This is a genomic window from Caballeronia hypogeia (genome assembly GCF_001544875.2).
GTDB lineage: Bacteria > Pseudomonadota > Gammaproteobacteria > Burkholderiales > Burkholderiaceae > Caballeronia > Caballeronia hypogeia.
The window spans coordinates 110,712-132,696 of sequence record NZ_FCOA02000017.1 but is presented as its reverse complement, the minus strand read 5'-3'; the positions used below and the strand labels follow the sequence as shown (position 1 = coordinate 132,696).

Genomic DNA, 21,985 nt, shown 5'->3' with positions numbered 1-21,985 from the left:
TGCGTTTATCCTGAAAAATGGCTAAAATCATGAAGTCGCTGGGCACGTAGTTTTCTTTCGCTGCCCTGAGTGTGACCTGGTTGAAAAAGATGGGCGTTGCGCCCATTTTTTTTTGGCTTTTCGGTTCGGCATCTCGGGAGCAGGGGTGCGCGCCCGCATGAAGGCGCTCGCCCGCAGGTGTTTCGGCGTGGAGCGTTCGAAACACCTTGGAGTTACTGTGCAACTGACGGAACTGATTGAAACCACGGTCTCGGGCCTGGGCTACGAGCTTGTCGATCTCGAGCGTTCGGGAGGCGGCATGCTGCGTATCTATATCGACCAGCCGGCCGGTATCGCCATCGAAGACTGCGAGAAGGTCACGCGCCAGCTCCAATATCTGTTCGAAGTCGAAAACATCGACTACGACCGGCTCGAAGTTTCTTCGCCGGGACTCGATCGCCCGCTCAAGAAGCTGGCCGATTTCGAGCGCTTCGCCGGAAGCGAGGCAGCCATTACATTGAAAAAGCCGCTGGACGGGCGCAAGTCGTTCCGTGGCATCTTGCACGCCCCGCAGGGCGACACGATCGGATTGGAATTTGAAGGGAAGGACGGCGCCGCGATGCTGGATTTCACGCTCGCGGACCTCGATAAGGCACGTCTCGTCCCCAAGGTTGACTTTAGGAGCCGCAAACAATGAGTCGCGAAGTATTGATGCTGGCGGATGCGCTGGCACGCGAAAAGAACGTCAACAAGGACGTCGTGTACGCAGCCTTGGAGGCTGCGCTTGCTTCCGCTACGAAGAAGCTCTTTGAGGAAGACGTGGATATCCGCGTCGCCATCGACCGTGAAAGCGGCGAGCACGAAACCTTCCGCCGCTGGCGCGTCGTGCCGGATGAGGCCGGCCTGCAAGAGCCGGATCAGGAAATCCTGCTGTTCGAAGCGAAGGAGCAAAAGCCCGACGCACAGGTGGACGAGTTCATCGAAGAGCCGATTCCGTCGATCGAATTCGGCCGCATCGGCGCGCAGGCGGCCAAGCAGGTCATTCTGCAGAAGGTGCGCGACGCCGAGCGCGAGCAGATTCTGAACGACTTCCTCGAGCGCGGCGAAAAGATCATGACCGGCTCGGTGAAGCGCCTGGACAAGGGCAACTTCATCGTCGAATCGGGCCGCGTCGAAGCGCTGCTGCGCCGCGACCAGCTCATTCCGAAGGAAAACCTGCGCGTGGGCGACCGCGTGCGCGCCTACATCGCCAAGGTCGATCGCACCGCGCGCGGCCCGCAGATCGAACTCTCGCGCACCGCGCCCGAGTTCCTGATGAAGCTCTTCGAACTCGAAGTGCCGGAAATCGAGCAGGGCTTGCTGGAAATCAAGGCGGCCGCGCGCGATCCCGGCGTGCGTGCGAAAATCGGGGTGATCGCCTATGACAAGCGCATCGACCCGATCGGCACTTGCGTCGGCATCCGCGGTTCGCGCGTGCAGGCGGTGCGCAACGAGCTCGGTGGCGAGAACGTCGACATCGTGCTATGGTCGGAAGACCCCGCGCAGTTCGTGATCGGCGCCCTCGCGCCGGCAGCCGTTCAGTCGATCGTCGTCGATGAAGAAAAGCATTCGATGGACGTCGTCGTTGACGAAAACGAACTCGCGGTCGCCATCGGCCGCTCCGGCCAGAACGTTCGTCTCGCCAGCGAGCTTACCGGCTGGCAGATCAATATCATGACGCCGGACGAATCGGCGTTGAAGCAGAACGAAGAACGTGGCAAGTTGCGCGACCTGTTCATGGCGCGTCTGGATGTGGACGAGGAAGTCGCCGACATCCTGATCGACGAAGGCTTCACGAGCCTTGAAGAAATCGCCTATGTGCCGCTTAACGAAATGCTCGAGATCGAAGCTTTCGACGAAGACACCGTGCACGAGCTGCGTAACCGCTCACGCGACGCGCTGCTCACGATGGCCATCGCCAACGAAGAGAAAGTGGAAGGCGTCGCGCTTGATCTGAAGAGCCTCGACGGCATGGACAACGAGCTTCTCGCGAAGCTCGCCGAACACCAGATTCAGACCCGCGATGACCTCGCGGAGCTGGCAGTAGACGAACTGGTCGAAATGACCGGTATGCAAGAGGATGCCGCTAAGGCGTTGATCATGAAAGCACGTGAACACTGGTTCCAGTGAGAAATGACCATGGCGCACTGATATTTGGCGGCCGGTTCGGCCGCGTGACCCCGATCTAACCGCAAGGATCTGTCCTTGCATCAAGAGGAATGAATGGCGAGTAACAACGTAGCCCAATTTGCCGCGGAACTCAAAATGCCTGCGGGCGTCCTGCTCGAGCAGCTGCAGGCGGCTGGCGTCCAGAAAGCGAGCGCGAACGACGACCTGTCCGAGACGGACAAGGCGCGTCTGCTCGATCATTTGCGCAAGTCGCACGGTTCCGCCGACGCCGACAAGCGCAAGATCACTTTGACCCGCCGGCATACGTCGGAAATCAAGCAATCCGACGCAACGGGTAAAGCTCGCACCATTCAGGTCGAGGTGCGCAAGAAACGTGTGTTCGTGAAGCGTGACGAAACCGGCGCCGAGCAGCCGGAAGCCGCGACGAACCATGTCGAGGAACCGGAAGTCGACGAAGCCGAACTTCAGCGCCGCGCGGAAGAAGCGCGTCTGGCCGCGGAGCAGCTCGAGCGTGAAGAGCGCGAGCTGCAGGAGCGTCAGGCGAAGCTCGAACAGGAAGAATCCGAGCGCCGCGCCCGCGAGGAAGCGGCCGAAGCCGAGCGCAAGAAGCAGGAAGAGGAAGCTGCGCGTCGAGCGGCGGCAGCGGCTCAGGCTGCGGAAATCTCGCGTGCAGCGCAGGCCGCGCGTCAGGAAGCGCGCGAGGAAGCGCGCGCCCAGGCAACGGCGGAAGCGAAGCAGAACGAGGACGCGGTCCGCGAAGCTGCTGAAAAAGCGCAACGCGAAGCCGCAGAGAAGGCGGCCGAAGAGAAGGCCGCGCGCGAGCGCGCCGCCCAGCGCGAAGCCGCCAAGAAGGCGGAAGAAGACGCGAAGGCCGCAGCCGACAAGGCGCGCGCCGAGCAGGAAGCAATCGCGAAGCGCCGTGCCGCGGCTGAAGCCGAAGCGCGCGCAATCCGCGAAATGATGAACACGCCGCGCAAGGCGCAGGTCAAGGCACCGGAACCGGCGCCCGCCGCGAAGCCGGCGGAAGCGGCCAAGGCCGCCGAAGCGAAAGGCACGCTGCACAAGCCCGCGAAGCCGGAAGGCGCGCAGGCCGCGCGTCCTGCCGCGGCGAAGAAGCCGGCCGCCGGCGGCGCTGCGGCGCCCGCATCGACGGCACCGGCTGGCGCCGGCGACAAGAAAAAGGCCGGCAAGGGCGGCTGGTCGCAGCAGGACGACGCTTCGAAGCGCCGTGGCATCAAGACGCGCGGCGACAGCAGCGGCGGCGTCGATCGCGGCTGGCGCGGCGGTCCGAAGGGTCGCGGCAAGCATCAGGAACAGACCTCGTTCCAGGCGCCGACCGAGCCGATCGTTCGTGAAGTGCACGTGCCGGAAACCATTTCGGTCGCGGACCTCGCGCACAAGATGTCGGTGAAGGCTTCGGAAGTCATCAAGGTGATGATGAAGCTCGGTCAGATGGTCACGATCAACCAGGTGCTGGACCAGGAAACGGCGATGATCGTCGTCGAGGAACTGGGCCATCGCGCGGTCGCGGCGAAGCTGGACGATCCGGAAGCGCTGCTGATCGAAGGCGAAGCCACCGAAGACACGGCGGAAAAGCTGCCGCGTCCGCCGGTCGTCACCGTCATGGGTCACGTCGACCACGGCAAGACCTCGCTGCTGGATTACATCCGTCGCGCGAAAGTGGCGGCGGGCGAAGCGGGCGGCATCACGCAGCATATCGGCGCATATCACGTCGATACGCCGCGCGGCGTCATCACCTTCCTTGATACCCCGGGTCACGAGGCCTTCACGGCCATGCGTGCGCGCGGTGCGAAGGCAACCGACATCGTCATTCTGGTCGTCGCGGCCGATGACGGCGTGATGCCGCAGACGAAGGAAGCGATCGCCCACGCGAAGGCGGGCGGCGTGCCGATCGTCGTCGCGATCAACAAGATCGACAAGCCGGATGCCAACCCGGACCGCGTGAAGCAGGAACTGGTCGCGGAAGGCGTGGTGCCGGAAGAGTACGGTGGCGATTCGCCGTTCCTCGAAGTGTCGGCGAAGACCGGCAAGGGTATCGACGACCTGCTGGAAAACGTGTCGTTGCAGGCCGAGGTGCTCGAACTCACCGCACCGGTCGAGGCCGCCGCCAAGGGTCTCGTCATCGAAGCGAAGCTGGACAAGGGCAAGGGCGCGGTCGCGACCATCCTCGTGCAGTCGGGCACGCTGAACCGCGGCGACGTGGTGCTGGCCGGCAGCGCGTACGGTCGCGTGCGAGCCATGCTGGACGAAACCGGCAAGCCGACCAAGTCGGCGGGTCCGTCGATCCCGGTGGAAATCCAGGGTCTGTCGGAAGTGCCGGCGGCGGGCGAGGAAGTCATCGTGTTGCCGGACGAGCGCAAGGCGCGCGAAATCGCGCTGTTCCGTCAGGGCAAGTTCCGCGACGTGAAGCTGGCCAAGCAGCAGGCCGCCAAGCTCGAGAACATGCTCGAGCAGATGGGCGAAGGCGAAGTGCAGAACCTGCCGCTCATCGTCAAGGCGGACGTGCAGGGCTCGCAGGAAGCGCTGGTGCAGTCGCTGCTCAAGCTGTCGACGAGCGAAGTGCGCGTGCAGATCGTGCACAGCGCGGTTGGCGCGATCAGCGAGTCGGACGTCAACCTGGCGACGGCTTCGAAGGCGGTCATCATCGGCTTCAACACGCGTGCGGATGCTCAGGCGCGCAAGGTGGCCGAGTCGAACGGCATCGACATCCGTTACTACAACATCATCTATGACGCAGTGGATGAGGTGAAGGCGGCGATGTCCGGCATGCTCGCGCCGGAGAAGCGCGAGACGGTGACGGGCATGGTCGAGGTGCGTCAGGTGATCCGCGTGCCGAAGGTCGGCCTGATCGCGGGTTGTATGGTCACGGACGGCGTGGTCAAGCGTTCCTCGTCGGTGCGCGTGATCCGCAACAACGTCGTGATCCACACCGGCGAACTCGACTCGCTCAAGCGCTTCAAGGACGACGTCAAGGAAGTGCGTCAGGGCTTCGAGTGCGGTATGTCGATCAAGAACTTCAGCGATATCGTCGAAGGCGATCAGTTCGAAGTCTTCGAAGTGACGGAAGTGGCGCGTACGCTGTAATGCGCTAGCCGCTGATCAGAGGGCGGGGTGGGCCTGGCGGCTCGCTCCGCCTTTTTTGCTTCAGGCGTGCTTCAGCGGCGGGAAAAGAAATACGGAAAAGACACCATGGCTAAAAGACGAACATCCGCGAACCGCAACGTGCAGATTGCGGATCAGATCCAGCGCGATCTTTCCGAACTGATGCGTGAGGTGAAAGACCCGCGTATCGGGCTCGTGACGATTCAGAGCGTCGAACTGACGCCGGACTATGCACACGCGAAGGTCTATTTCACGACACTCACGGGCGATCCCAAGCAGACGCAGGAAGGGCTGAATCACGCAGCGGGGCATCTGCACAACATGCTGTTCAAGCGCCTGCATATCCACACCGTGCCGACGCTGCATTTCCACTATGACCAGACGATCGAGAAGGCAGTCGAGATGTCGCGCCTGATCGATGAAGCCAACGCGACGCGCGCGAAAGACGCGGACGACGCCGACGACAGCAAGGAAGGCGCGTAATTCATGAGCGGTTCGCAGAAACAGGCGCGGCCGAAGATTCCGCGCCGCGCGCTGGACGGCGTGCTGTTGCTGGACAAGCCGCTCGGCCTGTCGAGCAACGACGCGCTCATCAAGGCCAAGCGGATTTATCTCGCGAAGAAGGCGGGCCACACCGGCACGCTCGATCCGCTCGCGACGGGCCTCTTGCCGCTGTGCTTCGGCGAAGCGACGAAGTTCTCGCAGGACCTGCTCGAGGCGGACAAGACCTACGAGGCGACGATGCGCCTCGGCATCCGCACGACGACCGGCGACGCCGAAGGCGAGGCCATCGACACGCGTGACGTGACGTGCGACGAAGCGGCGGTCTCCGATGCGATGTCGAAGTTTCTCGGCGACATCGTGCAAGTCCCGCCGATGTACTCCGCGCTCAAACGCGACGGCAAGCCGCTCTATGAATACGCGCGCGCGGGTCAGACCGTCGAGCGCGAAGGCCGGCAAGTGACGATCCACGTGTTGCAACTGATTGCCTGCGCCTTGCCGCTCGTCACGTTTCGCGTGACATGCAGCAAGGGCACGTATGTGCGCACGCTGGCGGAAGACATCGGCGAGGCGCTGGGTTGCGGCGCACATCTGACGGCGTTGCGTCGGACGGGTGTCGGCGCCTTGACGCTCGAGCACGCGGTGACGCTGGATGATTTGGCGAGCCTGAACGAGGCGCAGCGCGACGAAAGGCTTCAACCGGTCGATGCGCTTCTGTCGACGTTTCCCGCCGTTCAACTGAACGACGAAGCGACCAAACGCTTCCTGCACGGCCAGCGGCTACGCCTCGCGGATGTCGCGCAAACGCGACTCGAAGACGGCCGGGTGCGGGTCTATGCACAAGACGGTGGCCGGCTATTGGGCGTCGCCCGGGCCAGCGACGGTTTGCTCGCACCCGAGAGGCTGGTCGTGACGAGCGAAGGCTGAAGCTGCGCGGCGTGCCGCCCGACAAGGCGACACGCCGACGACACGCCGGTTGCGCGATTTACATCCGCTCGAGTGTCCAGAGTTGCCCGGAGTAATTGCCGCACGATGCAAGCTGGACCCGATCGTTTCGGCCGTCATTGACCACGTCGAGGCAGCGGCTACTTCCCGTGAACTGGGTTCTCAACCTGACGCTGCCATTGCCTGCCGGCTCGACGTGCCAGGCCTGACCGGTGAAGTTGCCGCAGCGAGCCATTTCTAGCTGATTGTTCCGACCGTCGTTCACGACATCGAGACACATGCCCCTGCCCGTAAAGTCGGTACGCATCGAGCGATAACCCTGCGAGTCGGGGGCGCTCATGTTCCACGCCTGTCCGGAGTAGTTGCCGCATGTCGCAAGATTCAGTTGCGTGTTGCGGCCGTCGTTGACGATGTCCAGGCACTTTGCCATGCCGGTGAAGGCGTTAGTCAAACGATACGTGCCAGCCTGCTGAGCGTGGACGGCGGTGACCGGAACCGACATGCACAAGACGACGAGACAAGCTGCAATTTTGGTGATTCTCATGAAACCAGATTTCCTGTTCGGGGAAGAGCCGTCAATCTAGCTGCGCCCCCCGAACTTTTCTGGAGAAAATTGTTTGTCCGCGGGCGATGATCACCGATCCGGGCAGGAGTAACGCGCAAAAAAAAGGAGAAGCTCGCGCTTCTCCCTCTTATCCGGATACTGGCACCGCCCTTAGTGCGCCGCCGAGGCGGCCGCCGCCGAATCCCCGCCGCCCGAACGCTCGGGCCGCGTGATCCAGATCAGCGCGATCAGCGCGACGAAAATCGCCGCAGAAAGATAGAACATGTCGTTTACGCCGAGCTGCGCGGCCTGCTGGGTGGCCATGCTGTTATACAGACCGACGGTCTGATCCTGCGACAAGCCGAGCGCACCCATCTGCTGCATCTGGTTGGCGAACACCGGGTTGTAAGAATTCGCGCCTTCGACCAGTTGCGCGTGATGCACGATCGAGCGATGCTCCCACGCCGTCGAGAAAATCGACGTGCCGATGCCGCCGCACATGATCCGCACGAAATTCGACAAGCCCGACGCCGCTGGAATCCGATGCCCGGGCAAGCCCGACAGCGTGATCGACACCAGCGGAATGAAGAAGCCCGCCATGCCGATGCCCTGGATCAGCGTCGGCAGCGTGAGCGCCCAGGTATCGACGCCGGTCGTATAGCGCGAGCGCATCCAGAAGCACAGCGCGAACACGAGGAACGCGACAGTGGCGATATAACGCGGATCGGTGCGCGGCAGGAACTTGCCGGTGATCGGCGAGAGCAGGATCGCGAACAGGCCGACCGGCGCCATTACCAGACCCGCGTTCGTCGCCGTGTAGCCGATATCGGTTTGCAGCCATAGCGGCAGCAGCACGAGATTGCCGAAGTAGAGCCCGTAGCCGACCGAAAGCGCGATCGTCCCGCCGGTGAAGTTGCGCAGTTCGAACAACGAAAGATCCACGACCGGATGCTCCGCCGTCAGCTCCCACACGATGAAGAACGCGAACGCAATCACCGCGACCAGCGCGAGCACGACGATGGTCGTCGAATTGAACCAGTCGAGGTCCTTGCCCTTGTCGAGCATGACCTGCAGCGAGCCGACCCAGATCACGAGCAGCGCGAGCCCGACCGTGTCGATCGGCGCCTTTCGGATCACGGAATCGCGGTCGCGGAAGATGGCGAATGTAGCGATCGCCGCCGCGATGCCGACCGGGATGTTCACGTAGAAAATCCACGGCCAGGAAATATTGTCCGAGATCCAGCCGCCGAGCACGGGGCCCGCGACCGGCGCGATCAGCGTGGTCATCGACCACATGGAAAGCGCCATCGGCGCCTTTTCGCGCGGATAGCTCGCGAGCAGCAGCGTTTGCGACAGCGGAATCATCGGGCCTGCGACCGCGCCCTGGAACACGCGTGCGGCGAGCAGGAAGGGCAGCGTCGGCGCGAGACCGCACAGCCACGATGCGATCACGAACAGAATGATCGAGCCAAGGAACAGCCGCACCTGGCCCAGGCGCTGCGTGAGCCAGCCGGTGAGCGGCACCGAAATGGCGTTGGCGACCGCGAACGAGGTAATGACCCACGTGCCCTGATCCGACGACACGCCGAGGTCGCCGGAAATCGACGGAATCGAGACGTTCGCGATCGACGTGTCGAGCACGTTCATGAACACCGCGAGTGACACGGCGATCGTCCCGATGACGAGCTTCCCGCCCGACAGCGGCGGGTGAACGACGTTTTGCTGAGACATGAGGCTAATCCGCTTACATCAGCTTGGCGGCGGATGCGGACTTCGTAGCCTTGCCATGCGCCGACGACGAGCTCTGTGCCCCCGTTCCCGCGCCGGTGCCCGCGTTCTGCTGGATGATGCGCGCGATTTCCTGATCCGCCTGCGCGCCGTAGTTCTCGAACACGTTGGTCTGATAGACCGTGTTCTGCGCGTTGCCGAGCTGGCCGCCCTGGTCGTTCTTGATGGTCACGTCGACGTTCATCGAAAGACCGATGCGCAGCGGATGCGCCTCCAGTTCCTTCGGATCGAGTTCGATACGCACCGGCAGACGCTGCACGACCTTGATCCAGTTACCGGTCGCGTTCTGCGCCGGCAGCAGCGAGAAGGCCGAGCCCGTGCCGGCCGAAAAGCCGATCACCTTGCCGTGATATACGACGCTCGAACCGTACAGATCCGCGGTCAGTTCGACCGGCTGGCCGATGCGCATGTGCTTCAACTGCACTTCCTTGAAGTTCGCATCGACCCACACGGCGTTGAGCGGCACGATCGCCATCAAGGGATTGCCCGGCGCGACGCGCTGGCCGACCTGCACCGAGCGTTTCGCGACATAGCCCGTGACCGGCGCCGGCAGCGTGTTGCGCGCATAGTTGATGTACGAGTCGCGCACCTTCGCCGCGGCGGCGAGCACGTTCGGGTGATCGGCGATCGTCGTGTTGGCGGTGAGCGAGCGGTTCGACGCGAGCTCCTGCTCGGCGGCGTCGAGCGCGGCCTGGGCGCTGCGGACGGCATCGCGTGCGTGCGAGATTTCCTCCTGCGACACGGCGCCGGTCTGCGCGACCTGCATGCGGCGCTTCAGGTCGTCCTGCGCGCGCGACAGATCCGAGCGGCGCAGCGCGATCTGCGCTTCATACTGGTTGTTGTTGACGAAGAACGTTCGCACCTGACGCACGGTCTGCGCAAGATTCGCTTCAGCCTGATCGAGCGCGATCTTCGAGTCGGCCGGATCGAGCGCGACGAGCGGATCGCCCACCTTCACCGTCTGCGTGTCGTCCGCGTTTACCGAGACCACGGTGCCCACCACCTGCGGCGTGATCTGCACGACGTTGCCGTTGACATAGGCGTCGTCGGTGGATTCGTGGAAGCGCGCGACGAGGAAGTAGTACAGCCCGTAAGCGACGGCGGCGATGATGATGACGAGCACGATCAGCGTCATCAGCCGGCGGCGTTTGCCGTTGCTTTGTTTCGGCGCGGGCGCGGCGGCGTTTTGTTGAGGGTCGCTCATGAAAGACTCCGAATATTCCGTATTTTGTCTTGATGCGTGTTCTGGTGGGCGGCTTACTGCGACGGCGACGTCTGGTTCGTCGTCGGATTCGCCGCCTGCTGCTGGCCGCTGCCGTCGATCGCGAGATTGGTGCTGGTCGCGTCGAAGCCGCCGCCCAGCGATTTGATCAGCGCGATCTGCAGATCGGTGCGCTTAAGGCGCAGATTCGTCACGGTCTGCTCGTTTGCCAGGCGGTTGTCGTCGGCGTTGAGCACCTGCAGTTGCGGCGACAGGCCCGCCTTGTAGCGGATCACCGCGAGCTGGTAGGCGCTGGTCGCCGCCGTGAGCGCGCGATTCGCGTCGGACATTTGCTTGTCGAGCGAGCGGATCGCGGAGATGTTCGTCGCGACGTCGTTGAGCGCGCTGACGAGCGTCTGATTGTAGTTTGCGACATCGCCCTCGAAATCGGCATAGCGGCCTTTCAACTGGGCGCGCAGGGCGCCTGCATCGAAGATCGGCAGATGGATCGCCGGGCCGAACTGGATCTGGCGGCTGCTCGATTGCAGGAATTTGCTCCAGCCGAACGCGTCGAAGCCGAAGGCCGCCGTGAGATTGATGTCCGGGAAGAACTCGGCCTTCGCTTCCTTGATGTTCTGCGTCGCGGCCTCCACCTGCCAGCGCGCCGCGATGATATCCGGGCGGCGCGAGATGAGATCGGCAGGAATGTTATCGGGCAGCGTCACATTGACCTTCGGGTCGATGACCGGCTTGGCGATCTGCAGGCCGCGGTCCGGGCCCTTGCCGAGCAGCGCCGCGAGCTGATAGCGGACCGACTCGATCTGGCCGTCGAGTTCGGTGAGGCTGGTCTGGCTCGTGGCGACGTTGCCTTCCGCCGTGCGGCGCTCGACGTTGGTATCGAGACCGGCGGCCACGCGACCGTTCGTGATGCGTCCGACGTCCTGACGGTTTGCGATCTCGCGCTGGGCGACATCGCGCAGCGCATAGAGCAGCGCGAGCTGGTTGTAGGTGCGTGCAAGCGATGCCGCGAGCGTCACGCGCGCCTGCTGCATGTCCGCCTCGGCGGCCTTTTCCTGCGACACGGCCTGATTCAGCCGCGCGCGGTTCTTACCCCACAGATCCAGATCCCACGACGCGCTCACGAGCGCATTGTTCTCGCTGTACCAGGTGCCGCCGTAGGGCGGCGGGAAGAGGGCGTTGGCCGAATACAGCTCGCGCGTCCACGAGTACGATCCGTTGACTTTCGGATAGAGCGCCGAGCGCGACGTATCGATATACGACGACGCCTTCGCGATGCGCGCCTGCGCCTGCGCGATGCTCGGATTGTCCGCGAGCGCTTCGTCGATCAGTTGCGGCAGTTGCGGGTCGCCAAACTGCTTCGCCCAGTCGAGCGAAGGCCACTGGCCGCCTTGCCCCGGCACGCTTTGCGTGGCCTCGAACTTGTCAGGCGCGGCAATCTGCTTGTCGCTCGAAATACCCGAGTAATTCGCGCAGCCCGCGAACGCGAATGCGACGGCGGCCGCCGCCACGGCGCTCGTCGCGCGGCGCGGGAAGCGTTGCGCGGACAGGGAGAGGTGTTTCATATCTCGTCTCTTGAGAAGAGAATTAAAGATGGACGTTGCAATCATTTTGTAGGCTTTGGATGACCGATTTGCTTGTCATCGCAATGACGTACCAGGCTTATCATTGCAGCTAAGCAGCGAAGCCACCGAGGGATCGCAGGAATTGGCAAGAATGCGCCGCAGCATGCTCTTGAGGAAGCCGACTTCCTCGGGTGTGAAGCCCGTGAGCAGATTGTCCAGCACGCGCGTGAAGATCGCCGGAATCCGTTCCGCGGTCGCCTGGCCTTCGTCGGTCAGCGCCAGACGCACGACGCGCCGGTCCTCCTCGCTGCGCACCCGCGAAAGCAGGCCGCGCTTCTCCAGCCGGTCGATGAGGCGCGTGACCGCGCTCGCATCGATGCCATATTCGCGCGCGATGTCCGCCGCCGTCAGGCACTTGCCGACCGCCAGCATGAACAGGATGCTCGCCTGCGTGCTCGTGATGCCGAGTTCGGAGGAGGTGTGCTGCGTGACCATGTTCCACATGGTCGAGCGCACCCGGCTGATCAGATAGCCGACACTCTCGGCGAGCACGTAATCGCCGATCGCGGAGGATTTGGGAGCGTCGCTCATGGGAATAATTTATGCGATTGCAATAGTTGACTAGGCAGGATTATAGGAGCCTGTCTCGGACGCTGCAAGAATGTTTTCCGGATTTGCTTAACAATCGGCGGACGATTTCGGCCCGGAGTCATACCCGCCGGGCGTCTCGCGGGCACAACGGGTGCGCGCCCGAGCTTACGGGTTGAGTCCTATTGCAAGGGAAAGACATCCATGCGTGCTATACTTTTCGGTTCTCACCGCGCCGGGCCCGCGTTGTCATGCTTGCATGATGCTTTCAGATGGGCTGCCGAGCCATAGAGTCTCGCGTAGAGGCTCGCTCCTACGGCGCACAACCAAGACATCTTTCTATGACTCGCGCCCTCCGCAATATCGCCATCATCGCCCACGTCGACCACGGCAAGACCACGCTCGTCGACCAGTTGCTCCGCCAGTCGGGCACGTTCCGGGAAAATCAACAGGTCGCCGAGCGGGTCATGGACTCGAACGACATCGAAAAGGAACGCGGCATCACGATCCTGGCGAAGAACTGCGCCGTCGAATACGAAGGCACGCACATCAATATCGTCGATACCCCGGGACACGCGGACTTCGGCGGCGAGGTGGAGCGTGTGCTCTCGATGGTCGATTCCGTGCTGCTGCTCGTCGACGCCGTCGAAGGCCCGATGCCGCAAACGCGCTTCGTGACCAAGAAGGCGCTCGCGCTCGGTCTCAAGCCGATCGTCGTCGTCAACAAGGTGGACCGTCCGGGCGCGCGTATCGACTGGGTGATCAACCAGACGTTCGACCTGTTCGACAAGCTCGGCGCCACCGAAGAACAACTGGATTTCCCGATCGTGTATGCGTCGGGTCTGAACGGTTTTGCCGGGCTCAATCCGGACGTGCGCGAAGGCACCATGCGCCCGCTGTTCGAAGCCATTCTGGAGCACGTGCCGGTTCGTCCGGCCGATCCGGACGGCCCGCTGCAACTGCAGATCACGTCGCTCGACTACAACTCGTACGTCGGCCGTATCGGCGTGGGTCGTGTCGCGCGTGGCCGTATCCGCCCGGGCATGCAGGTGGCCGTGCGTTCGGGTCCGGACGGCGCGATCCTGAATCGCAAGATCAATCAGGTGCTGTCGTTCCACGGTCTGGAGCGCGTGCAGGTCGAAGAAGCGCAAGCCGGCGACATCGTGCTGATCAACGGTATCGAGGAAATCGGCATTGGCGTGACCATCTGCTCGCCCGACAATCCCGAAGCGCTGCCGATGATCACCGTCGACGAACCGACGCTCACGATGAACTTCCTCGTGAACTCGTCGCCGCTCGCGGGCAAGGAAGGCAAGTTCGTCACGAGCCGCCAGATTCGCGATCGTCTGACCAAGGAACTGAATCACAACGTCGCGCTGCGCGTGAAAGACACCGGCGACGAAACCACGTTCGAAGTGTCGGGCCGTGGCGAGCTGCACCTGACGATTCTGGTCGAGAACATGCGCCGCGAAGGTTACGAGCTGGCCGTGTCGCGTCCGCGCGTGGTGCTGCAGGAAATCGACGGCGTGAAGTGCGAGCCGTATGAAAACCTGACGGTCGATATCGAAGACCAGCATCAGGGCGGCGTGATGGAAGAACTCGGCCGCCGCAAGGGCGAAATGCTCGACATGACTTCCGACGGCCGTGGCCGCACGCGTCTCGAGTACAAGATTTCGGCGCGCGGTCTGATCGGCTTCCAGAGCGAGTTCCTGACGCTCACGCGCGGTACGGGTCTGATGAGCCACACGTTCGACTCGTACGCGCCCGTGAAGGAAGGCTCGGTCGGCGAGCGTCGCAATGGCGTGCTGATCTCGCAGGACGATGGCGCCGCCGTCGCCTATGCACTGTGGAAGCTGCAGGATCGCGGCCGCATGTTCGTGTCGCCGGGCGATGCGCTGTACGAAGGCATGATCATCGGCATCCACAGCCGCGACAACGACCTCGTCGTGAACCCGATCAAGGGCAAGCAGCTGACCAACGTGCGCGCCTCGGGCACCGACGAAGCCGTGCGTCTCGTGCCGCCGATCCAGCTTTCGCTGGAATACGCAGTCGAGTTCATCGATGATGACGAGCTCGTCGAAGTCACGCCGCAGTCGATTCGTCTGCGCAAGCGCCATCTGAAGGAGCACGAGCGTCGTCGCGCAAGCCGCGAGGCATCGGCCGACTGATATCCGTTCGCTTCATGCGATCAAAAGCCGCCTTCGGGCGGCTTTTTTCATTTTGCGACCTCGCGCAAAGGACTCTTGCGTATCTCATAAAAGCCCGCACATGCTTGTTGCGTAAGGGTGACGAGGGCGGGGCACATGCGGCGATCCGTCATATGACTATTCGTTCTGTGCTATGCTTCTCGGATTAGCTGTCGCTTTTTAGGTCCTTCCAAGCAGACTTGATTCGCGCAATCCGCTAAACGGTCAGGCCGTGGCGCGGAAGGTTTCGTAACCCGCACTTCCTCGAGAAACTCGAAGAAAGGTGAGCGTAAAATGATGAAGCAATTCCAGTCGAACTCTTATCTGTTCGGCGGTAATGCTCCGTACGTCGAAGAGTTGTACGAGCAATATCTCGATAATCCTGCGTCAGTGCCCGAGACCTGGCGCGCCTACTTCGACGCGTTGCAGAACGTGCCCGCGTCCGACGGTACGGCACACAACGACGTGGCTCACGGCCCCATCGTTGAATCCTTCGCTCAGCGCGCGAAGGCGAACGCCTTCCTGCCGCGCGAAAGCACCGGTGATCTGACCACCGCGCGCAAGCAAGTCTACGTTCAATCCCTCATTGGCGCGTATCGCTTCCTTGGTTCGCAATGGGCGAACCTCGACCCGCTCAAGCGCCGCGAGCGTCCCGCCATTCCCGAACTCGAACCTGGCTTCTATGACTTCACCGAAGCCGACATGGACCAGGTGTTCAACGCCACGAACCTGTACTTCGGTTTCGAGCAGGCGTCACTGCGCGATATCGTCAAGGCGCTGCGTGACACGTACTGCGGCACGATCGGCGCGGAGTACATGTACATCAGCGATCCGGAGCAGAAGCGCTGGTGGAAGGAGCAGCTCGAGTCGATCCGCTCGACGCCGAATTTCTCCAACGACAAGAAGAAGCACATCCTGAATCGCCTGACGGCCGCCGAAGGCCTCGAGCGTTTCCTGCACACCAAGTACGTCGGTCAGAAGCGCTTCTCGCTGGAAGGCGGCGAGAGCTTCATCGCATCGATGGACGAAGTCGTGCGTCACGCGGGCAAGAACGGCGTGCAGGAAATCGTCATCGGCATGGCGCACCGTGGTCGTCTGAACGTGCTGGTCAACACGCTCGGCAAGATGCCGGCGGACCTCTTCGCCGAATTCGAAGGCAAGCACGTCGATGACCTGCCGGCCGGCGACGTGAAGTACCACAAGGGCTTCTCGTCGGATGTCGCAACGGAAGGCGGCCCGGTTCACCTGTCGCTCGCGTTCAACCCGTCGCACCTGGAAATCGTCAACCCGGTGGTCGAGGGCTCGGCCAAGGCGCGCATGGACCGCCGCGGCGACGAGGAAGGCCTGCAAGTGCTGCCGGTGCAGATCCACGGCGACGCGGCCTTCGCGGGCCAGGGCGTCGTGATGGAAACGCTGAACCTCGCGCAAACGCGCGGTTACGGCACGTACGGCACGCTGCATATCGTCATCAACAACCAGATCGGCTTCACCACGTCGGACCCGCGCGATGCGCGCTCGACGCTGTACTGCTCGGACGTCGTCAAGATGATCGAAGCGCCGGTGCTGCACGTGAACGGCGACGATCCCGAAGCCGTCGTGCTCGCGACGCAACTCGCGATCGACTTCCGCATGAAGTTCCACAAGGACGTGGTCGTCGACATCATCTGCTTCCGCAAGCTGGGCCACAACGAGCAGGACACGCCGGCGGTCACGCAGCCGCTGATGTACAAGACCATCGCCAAGCATCCGGGCACGCGCGCAGTGTACGCGGAAAAGCTGGTGCAGCAGGGCGTCATCACGGCGGAAGGCGCCGATGACATGATCAAGGCGTATCGTCAGGCGATGGACGAAGGTCATCACACGATCGATCCGGTGCTCTCGAATTACAAGAGCAAGTACGCGGTCGACTGGGTGCCGTTCCTGAACCGCAAGTGGACCGACGCGGCAGACACCGCGGTGCCGCTGGCCGAACTGAAGCGTCTGGCCGAGCGCATCACGACGATTCCGGAAAACTTCAAGGTTCACCCGCTGGTCGAGCGCGTCATCAACGACCGTCGCGCGATGGGTCTGGGCGAAGCCAAGCTCGACTGGGGCATGGGCGAGCACCTCGCGTTCGCGTCGCTGGTGGCGTCGGGTTATGCCGTGCGTCTGACGGGTCAGGACTCGGGCCGTGGCACGTTCACGCACCGTCACGCAGTGCTGCACGATCAGAACCGCGAGCGCTGGAACGACGGCACGTACATTCCGCTGCAGAACATTGCGGAAGGCCAGGCCAAGTTCACGGTGATCGACTCGGTGCTGTCCGAAGAAGCGGTGCTCGGTTTCGAATACGGCTACTCGACCGCCGAACCGAACACGTTCGTCGCATGGGAAGCGCAGTTCGGCGACTTCGTGAACGGTGCGCAGGTCGTGATCGACCAGTTCATCTCGTCGGGCGAAGTGAAGTGGGGACGCGTCTCCGGTCTCACGATGATGCTGCCGCACGGCTACGAAGGCCAGGGTCCGGAGCACTCGTCGGCGCGTATCGAGCGTTTCCTGCAACTGTGCGCGGACCACAACATGCAAGTGGTTCAGCCGACCACGCCGGCGCAGATCTTCCATCTGTTGCGCCGTCAGATGATCCGCCTGTTCCGCAAGCCGTTGATCATCGCGACGCCGAAGTCGCTGTTGCGTCACAAGGAAGCCGTGTCGGATCTGTCGGAACTGGCCAAGGGCTCGTTCCAGCCGGTCATCGGCGAAGTCGACGAAACGATCGAGCCGAAGAAGGTCAAGCGCGTGATCTGCTGCTCGGGCCGCGTGTACTACGACATCGTCGCGCATCGCCGCGAAGCGAAGGCGAACGATGTCGCCATCGTGCGTATCGAGCAGCTGTATCCGTTCGCGCACAAGCAGTTCGACGCGGAGATCAAGAAGTACGAGAACGCGACCGAAGTCGTGTGGGTGCAGGACGAGCCGCAGAACCAGGGCGCCTGGTTCTACATCGAGCACCATCTGCGCGAAGGCATGCGCGAAGGCATGAAGCTGGCCTACAGCGGCCGTCCGGCTTCGGCGTCGCCGGCTGTCGGCTACTACGCGAAGCACTACGAGCAGCAGAAGGCGCTCGTGGAAGGCGCGTTCGGCCGCCTGAAGGGCGCGCAGGTCATCGCGAAGTAAGCAATGCCCGATGGGACCGGCGGCGCCTCGCGCGCCGGTCCCACGCTCGTACACACAGACACGCATCAGGAAAATACAGAAATGGCTATCGTAGAAGTCAAGGTTCCCCAGCTTTCCGAGTCGGTCTCGGAAGCGACCATGCTGCAGTGGAAGAAGAAGCCGGGCGAGGCTGTCGCCCAGGACGAAATCCTCATCGAAATCGAGACCGACAAGGTCGTGCTCGAAGTGCCCGCGCCGTCGGCTGGCGTGCTCGCGCAAGTCATCAAGCATGACGGCGATATCGTCACCGCCGACGAAATCATCGCGAAGATCGACACCGAAGCGAAAGCAGGCGAAGCACCCGCCGCCGCCGCTGCCGGCGACGCCGAAGTGAAGCCCGCGCCGGTCGCGGAAACGGTTGCCGCATCGGCTCCGGCTGCTGCTCAGGCATCGGGCGCCACGGGCGGCGCTGCTTCGCCGGCCGCGACGAAGATCCTGGCCGAGAAGGGCGTTTCGGCGGATCAGGTATCGGGTTCGGGCCGCGACGGCCGCATCACGAAGGGCGACGCGCTCGCCGCGCAGGCCGGCGCTCCGGCTGCCGCCAAGGCCGCCGCACCGGCTCCCGCCGCCGCGCGCGCCGCGAAGCCGTCGCTGCCGCAAGTCAGCGCACCGGCATCGGCCGATCAGTGGCTCAAGGACCGCCCGGAACAACGCGTGCCGATGTCGCGTCTGCGCGCGCGTATCGCCGAACGCCTGCTCGAGTCGCAGCAGACCAACGCCATCCTGACGACGTTCAACGAAGTCAACATGGCGCCGGTCATGGATCTGCGCAACAAGTACAAGGACCGCTTCGAGAAGGAACACGGCGTGAAGCTCGGCTTCATGTCGTTCTTCGTGAAGGCCGCCGTGCACGCGCTGAAGAAGTTCCCGCTCGTGAACGCGTCGATCGACGGTAACGACATCGTCTATCACGGCTACTTCGACATCGGTATCGCGGTCGGTTCGCCGCGCGGTCTGGTCGTGCCGATCCTGCGTAATGCGGATCAAATGAGCCTCGCCGACATCGAGAAGAAGATCGCCGAATTCGGCCAGAAGGCCAAGGACGGCAAGCTGTCGATCGAAGAGATGACCGGCGGCACGTTCTCGATCTCGAACGGCGGCGTGTTCGGCTCCATGCTGTCGACGCCGATCATCAACCCGCCGCAGTCCGCGATTCTCGGCGTGCACGCGACGAAGGAACGCGCGGTCGTCGAAAACGGCCAGATCGTGATCCGTCCGATGAACTACCTCGCGCTGTCGTACGACCACCGCATCATCGACGGCCGCGAAGCCGTGCTTTCGCTGGTCGCGATGAAGGATGCGCTGGAAGATCCGGCTCGCCTGCTGCTGGACCTGTAAGCATCAACGCATAGAACGGCCGACTGGCGCGCGCGATAGACTCGCGCGCGCCATGCAAGGCACGCTCCGCAAGAGCGGAGACAGACCCAAGGAAAGTCATGTCCAAAGAATTTGATGTCGTCGTGATCGGCGCGGGCCCTGGCGGCTATATCGCGGCGATTCGCGCAGCGCAACTCGGCAAGACGGTTGCGTGTATCGAGAAGTGGAAGAACCCGGCTGGCGCGCTGAAGCTCGGCGGCACGTGCCTGAACGTGGGCTGCATTCCGTCGAAGGCGCTGCTCGCGTCGTCGGAAGAATTCGAGAATGCGTCGAAGCATCTGGCCGATCACGGCATCAGCGTGTCGGACGTGAAGCTCGATGTGTCGAAGATGCTCGCGCGTAAAGACGGCATTGTCGAAAAGATGACGAAGGGCATCGAGTTCCTGTTCCGCAAGAACAAGATCACGTGGCTCAAGGGTCATGGCAAGTTCACCGGCAAGAATGCGGCCGGCGTACAGATCGAAGTGTCGGGCGAAGGGGAGACCGAAGTCGTCACGGCGAAGAACGTGATCATCGCAACGGGCTCGAAGGCGCGTCATCTGCCGAACATTCCGGTCGACAACAAGATCGTGGCCGACAACGAAGGCGCGCTGTCCTTCGACGCCGTGCCGAAGAAGCTCGCCGTGATCGGCGCGGGCGTGATCGGTCTGGAACTCGGCTCGGTGTGGCGTCGTCTCGGCGCGGAAGTCACCGTGCTCGAAGCGCTGCCGCAATTCCTGGGCGCGGCGGACGAATCGCTCGCGAAGGAAGCTGCGAAGCAGTTCAAGAAGCAAGGTCTCGACATTCATCTCGGCGTGAAGATCGGCGAAGTGAAGACCTCGGATAACGGCGTGTCGATCGCTTACACGGACAACGCCGGCAACGCGCAGACGCTGGAAGCGGAGCGTCTGATCGTGTCGATCGGCCGTGTGCCGAACACCGACAACCTCGGTCTGGAAAGCATCGGCCTGAAGGCCAACGAGCGCGGTTTCATCGACGTGGACGATCACTGCGCGACGAGCGTGCCGGGCGTCTACGCGATCGGCGACGTGGTGCGCGGCCCGATGCTCGCGCACAAGGCCGAAGACGAAGGCGTGGCGGTGGCGGAAATCATCGACGGCCAGAAGCCGCACATCGATTACAACTGTGTGCCGTGGGTCATCTACACGGAACCGGAAATCGCGTGGGTCGGCAAGACGGAACAGCAACTCAAGGCCGAAGGCCGCGAGATCAAGACCGGCCAGTTCCCGATGATGGCCAACGGCCGCGCGCTGGGTATCGGCAAGGCGGAAGGCTTCGTCAAGATGATCGCCGACGCGAAGACCGACGAAATCCTCGGCGTGCACGTGATTGCCGCGGATGCATCGGATCTGATTGCCGAAGCGGTCGTCGCGATGGAGTTCAAGGCGGCGTCGGAAGACATCGGCCGCATTTGCCATCCGCATCCGTCGCTGTCGGAAGTGATGCGTGAAGCGGCGCTCGCCGTCGACAAGCGCGCGTTGAACATGTAATACCGTTTGCCTCGGCAACAAGGCAGCACAGCAAAGGCGAGCGGGTCGATCCGCTCGCCTTTGTCACTTCGAACGGCAGAAGATGAACGTCACCGAATACTACGAAAACGAACTGCGCACGCGGGGCTATCAATCGGACGAGGCGCAGCTCGCGGCGGTCATGCGCCTGCAGCGCTGCTACGAAGAGTGGGTCGCGTACAAGTCGCGCCGCTCCAACGCGCTCAAGAAGTTTCTCGTGCATCCGGACCTGCCGCGCGGCGTGTACATGTGGGGCGGCGTCGGGCGCGGCAAGAGCTTCCTGATGGACAGCTTCTACGCGGTCGTGCCGGTGCAGCGCAAGACGCGCCTGCATTTCCACGAGTTCATGCGCGAAGTGCATCGCGAACTCGAGGAGCTGAAAGGGCAGGCCGATCCGCTCGACGAGCTCGCGAAGCGCATTGCCAAACGATACAGGCTCATCTGCTTCGACGAATTCCACGTCTCGGATATCGCCGACGCGATGATTCTTTATCGCCTGCTCGACCGGCTGTTCAAGGCCGGCGTGCAGTTCGTGATGACGTCCAATTACGAGCCCGACACGCTGTATCCCGAAGGACTTCATCGTGACCGTCTGCTGCCCGCGATCGAGCTCATCAAGCAGCATCTCGACGTGCTCAACGTCGACGCCGGCACTGACTACCGCAAGCGCACGCTGTCGCAGGTGAAGGCGTATCACACGCCGCTCGGCGCTGCCGCCGACAAGTCCTTGCGCTCGGATTTCGCAAAGCTCGCAGCCGTCCCCGACGAAAGCCCGATCCTGCATATCGAGAAGCGCGAAATCAAGGCGCTGCGAAAGGCGGACGGCGTCGTCTGGTTCGATTTCGCGACGCTCTGCGGCGGCCCGCGCTCGCAGAACGATTATCTGGAGCTTGCCAACCGCTTTCACGCGGTGATTCTCTCCGATGTGCCGCAGATGACGCCGCGCATGGCCTCCGAGGCGCGCCGCTTCACGTGGCTCATCGACGTCTTCTACGATCACAAGGTGAAGCTTCTGATGTCGGCGGCGGTGCCGGCCGAAGACCTTTACGTCGAAGGGCCGATGGCTAACGAGTTCGCGCGTACGGTGTCGCGTATCGTGGAGATGCAGTCGAAGGAATATCTGGAAGCGCCGCGGCGCGTCACGGATATTTCGCTGACCTAATACGAGAATCAAAAATCGGCGGTTAGCCAACAGGCATAAGGCTTCACGGGCTTTTTCAAGATTAGGATCACTCCGATTTGCCGGCGTAAGGGTACTCGGTATCGTCGATACCGGTTATTGGTCAGCAAATTGGAGAGAA

General features: G+C 62.8%; 15 protein-coding genes. 10 read left to right on the top strand and 5 right to left on the bottom strand.

Going from position 1 to position 21,985, the window contains the following annotated elements; translation table 11 throughout:
• Window positions 1-217 precede the first annotated feature (217 nt).
• From rimP to truB, 5 genes are all read left to right on the top strand, one after another.
• Complete coding sequence (gene rimP / locus AWB79_RS23325; RefSeq protein WP_061169795.1) at window positions 218-676, top strand: ribosome maturation factor RimP; 459 nt, start codon at window positions 218-220, stop codon at window positions 674-676.
• Window positions 673-2,148 carry a transcription termination factor NusA gene (gene nusA, locus AWB79_RS23320; protein ID WP_061169794.1) on the top strand — a complete coding sequence of 492 codons (1,476 nt, stop codon included), beginning with the start codon at window positions 673-675 and terminating at the stop codon, window positions 2,146-2,148. Before rimP ends, nusA begins: the two co-directional genes overlap by 4 nt.
• 93 nt (window positions 2,149-2,241) lie before the next feature.
• A complete protein-coding gene (gene infB / locus AWB79_RS23315) occupies window positions 2,242-5,253 on the top strand; it encodes a translation initiation factor IF-2 (RefSeq protein ID WP_074169416.1) in 3,012 nt (1,003 codons plus the stop codon).
• Between the two features lie 105 nt (window positions 5,254-5,358).
• On the top strand, window positions 5,359-5,754 hold the full coding sequence (gene rbfA / locus AWB79_RS23310; protein ID WP_061169792.1) for a 30S ribosome-binding factor RbfA: 396 nt from the start codon (window positions 5,359-5,361) through the stop codon (window positions 5,752-5,754).
• Between the two features lie 3 nt (window positions 5,755-5,757).
• A complete protein-coding gene (gene truB / locus AWB79_RS23305) occupies window positions 5,758-6,699 on the top strand; it encodes a tRNA pseudouridine(55) synthase TruB (protein ID WP_061169791.1) in 942 nt (313 codons plus the stop codon).
• Between the two features lie 58 nt (window positions 6,700-6,757).
• Here truB and AWB79_RS23300 read toward each other — a convergent pair whose 3' ends face one another.
• From AWB79_RS23300 to AWB79_RS23280, 5 genes are all read right to left on the bottom strand, one after another.
• Window positions 6,758-7,261: an RICIN domain-containing protein gene (locus tag AWB79_RS23300; RefSeq protein WP_082862450.1), complete on the bottom strand. Its 504-nt coding sequence runs from the start codon at window positions 7,259-7,261 to the stop codon at window positions 6,758-6,760.
• A 171-nt stretch (window positions 7,262-7,432) separates the two neighbouring features.
• Window positions 7,433-8,992, bottom strand: coding sequence for a DHA2 family efflux MFS transporter permease subunit (locus tag AWB79_RS23295; RefSeq protein WP_061169789.1), 1,560 nt, complete (start codon window positions 8,990-8,992; stop codon window positions 7,433-7,435).
• A 13-nt stretch (window positions 8,993-9,005) separates the two neighbouring features.
• Window positions 9,006-10,253, bottom strand: coding sequence for an HlyD family secretion protein (locus AWB79_RS23290; RefSeq protein WP_061169788.1), 1,248 nt, complete (start codon window positions 10,251-10,253; stop codon window positions 9,006-9,008).
• A gap of 53 nt (window positions 10,254-10,306) precedes the next feature.
• Window positions 10,307-11,833, bottom strand: a complete 1,527-nt coding sequence (locus AWB79_RS23285) for an efflux transporter outer membrane subunit (RefSeq protein WP_061169787.1) — start codon at window positions 11,831-11,833, stop codon at window positions 10,307-10,309.
• Between the two features lie 75 nt (window positions 11,834-11,908).
• The gene (locus tag AWB79_RS23280; RefSeq protein WP_061169786.1) at window positions 11,909-12,424 is read right to left on the bottom strand and encodes a MarR family winged helix-turn-helix transcriptional regulator; all 516 of its coding nucleotides are present in this window, start codon (window positions 12,422-12,424) and stop codon (window positions 11,909-11,911) included.
• Between the two features lie 338 nt (window positions 12,425-12,762).
• Between AWB79_RS23280 and typA the strand changes: the two genes are divergently transcribed.
• The 5 genes from typA to zapE all read left to right on the top strand — a co-directional run bounded on the left by typA (window position 12,763) and on the right by zapE (window position 21,846).
• On the top strand, window positions 12,763-14,589 hold the full coding sequence (gene typA, locus AWB79_RS23275; protein ID WP_061169785.1) for a translational GTPase TypA: 1,827 nt from the start codon (window positions 12,763-12,765) through the stop codon (window positions 14,587-14,589).
• A gap of 312 nt (window positions 14,590-14,901) precedes the next feature.
• Complete coding sequence (locus tag AWB79_RS23270) at window positions 14,902-17,760, top strand: 2-oxoglutarate dehydrogenase E1 component (protein WP_061169784.1); 2,859 nt, start codon at window positions 14,902-14,904, stop codon at window positions 17,758-17,760.
• An 81-nt stretch (window positions 17,761-17,841) separates the two neighbouring features.
• Window positions 17,842-19,137 carry a 2-oxoglutarate dehydrogenase complex dihydrolipoyllysine-residue succinyltransferase gene (gene odhB / locus AWB79_RS23265; protein ID WP_061169845.1) on the top strand — a complete coding sequence of 432 codons (1,296 nt, stop codon included), beginning with the start codon at window positions 17,842-17,844 and terminating at the stop codon, window positions 19,135-19,137.
• Between the two features lie 98 nt (window positions 19,138-19,235).
• Window positions 19,236-20,666, top strand: a complete 1,431-nt coding sequence (gene lpdA / locus AWB79_RS23260) for a dihydrolipoyl dehydrogenase (RefSeq protein ID WP_061169783.1) — start codon at window positions 19,236-19,238, stop codon at window positions 20,664-20,666.
• 82 nt (window positions 20,667-20,748) lie between these two features.
• On the top strand, window positions 20,749-21,846 hold the full coding sequence (gene zapE, locus AWB79_RS23255; RefSeq protein ID WP_061169782.1) for a cell division protein ZapE: 1,098 nt from the start codon (window positions 20,749-20,751) through the stop codon (window positions 21,844-21,846).
• The last annotated feature ends 139 nt before the right edge of the window (window positions 21,847-21,985 follow it).

What these genes read in the sequence shown, in the direction of transcription:
- nusA (WP_061169794.1), top strand. Translation starts at nt 673, where the DNA reads ATGAGTCGCGAAGTATTGATGCTGGCGGATGCGCTGGCACGCGAAAAG.
- AWB79_RS23295 (WP_061169789.1), bottom strand. Translation starts at nt 8,992, where the DNA reads ATGTCTCAGCAAAACGTCGTTCACCCGCCGCTGTCGGGCGGGAAGCTC.
- AWB79_RS23285 (WP_061169787.1), bottom strand. Translation starts at nt 11,833, where the DNA reads ATGAAACACCTCTCCCTGTCCGCGCAACGCTTCCCGCGCCGCGCGACG.
- typA (WP_061169785.1), top strand. Translation starts at nt 12,763, where the DNA reads ATGACTCGCGCCCTCCGCAATATCGCCATCATCGCCCACGTCGACCAC.
- lpdA (WP_061169783.1), top strand. Translation starts at nt 19,236, where the DNA reads ATGTCCAAAGAATTTGATGTCGTCGTGATCGGCGCGGGCCCTGGCGGC.
- zapE (WP_061169782.1), top strand. Translation starts at nt 20,749, where the DNA reads ATGAACGTCACCGAATACTACGAAAACGAACTGCGCACGCGGGGCTAT.
- truB (WP_061169791.1), top strand. Translation starts at nt 5,758, where the DNA reads ATGAGCGGTTCGCAGAAACAGGCGCGGCCGAAGATTCCGCGCCGCGCG.
- odhB (WP_061169845.1), top strand. Translation starts at nt 17,842, where the DNA reads ATGGCTATCGTAGAAGTCAAGGTTCCCCAGCTTTCCGAGTCGGTCTCG.
- AWB79_RS23300 (WP_082862450.1), bottom strand. Translation starts at nt 7,261, where the DNA reads ATGAGAATCACCAAAATTGCAGCTTGTCTCGTCGTCTTGTGCATGTCG.
- infB (WP_074169416.1), top strand. Translation starts at nt 2,242, where the DNA reads ATGGCGAGTAACAACGTAGCCCAATTTGCCGCGGAACTCAAAATGCCT.
- AWB79_RS23290 (WP_061169788.1), bottom strand. Translation starts at nt 10,253, where the DNA reads ATGAGCGACCCTCAACAAAACGCCGCCGCGCCCGCGCCGAAACAAAGC.
- AWB79_RS23280 (WP_061169786.1), bottom strand. Translation starts at nt 12,424, where the DNA reads ATGAGCGACGCTCCCAAATCCTCCGCGATCGGCGATTACGTGCTCGCC.
- rbfA (WP_061169792.1), top strand. Translation starts at nt 5,359, where the DNA reads ATGGCTAAAAGACGAACATCCGCGAACCGCAACGTGCAGATTGCGGAT.
- AWB79_RS23270 (WP_061169784.1), top strand. Translation starts at nt 14,902, where the DNA reads ATGATGAAGCAATTCCAGTCGAACTCTTATCTGTTCGGCGGTAATGCT.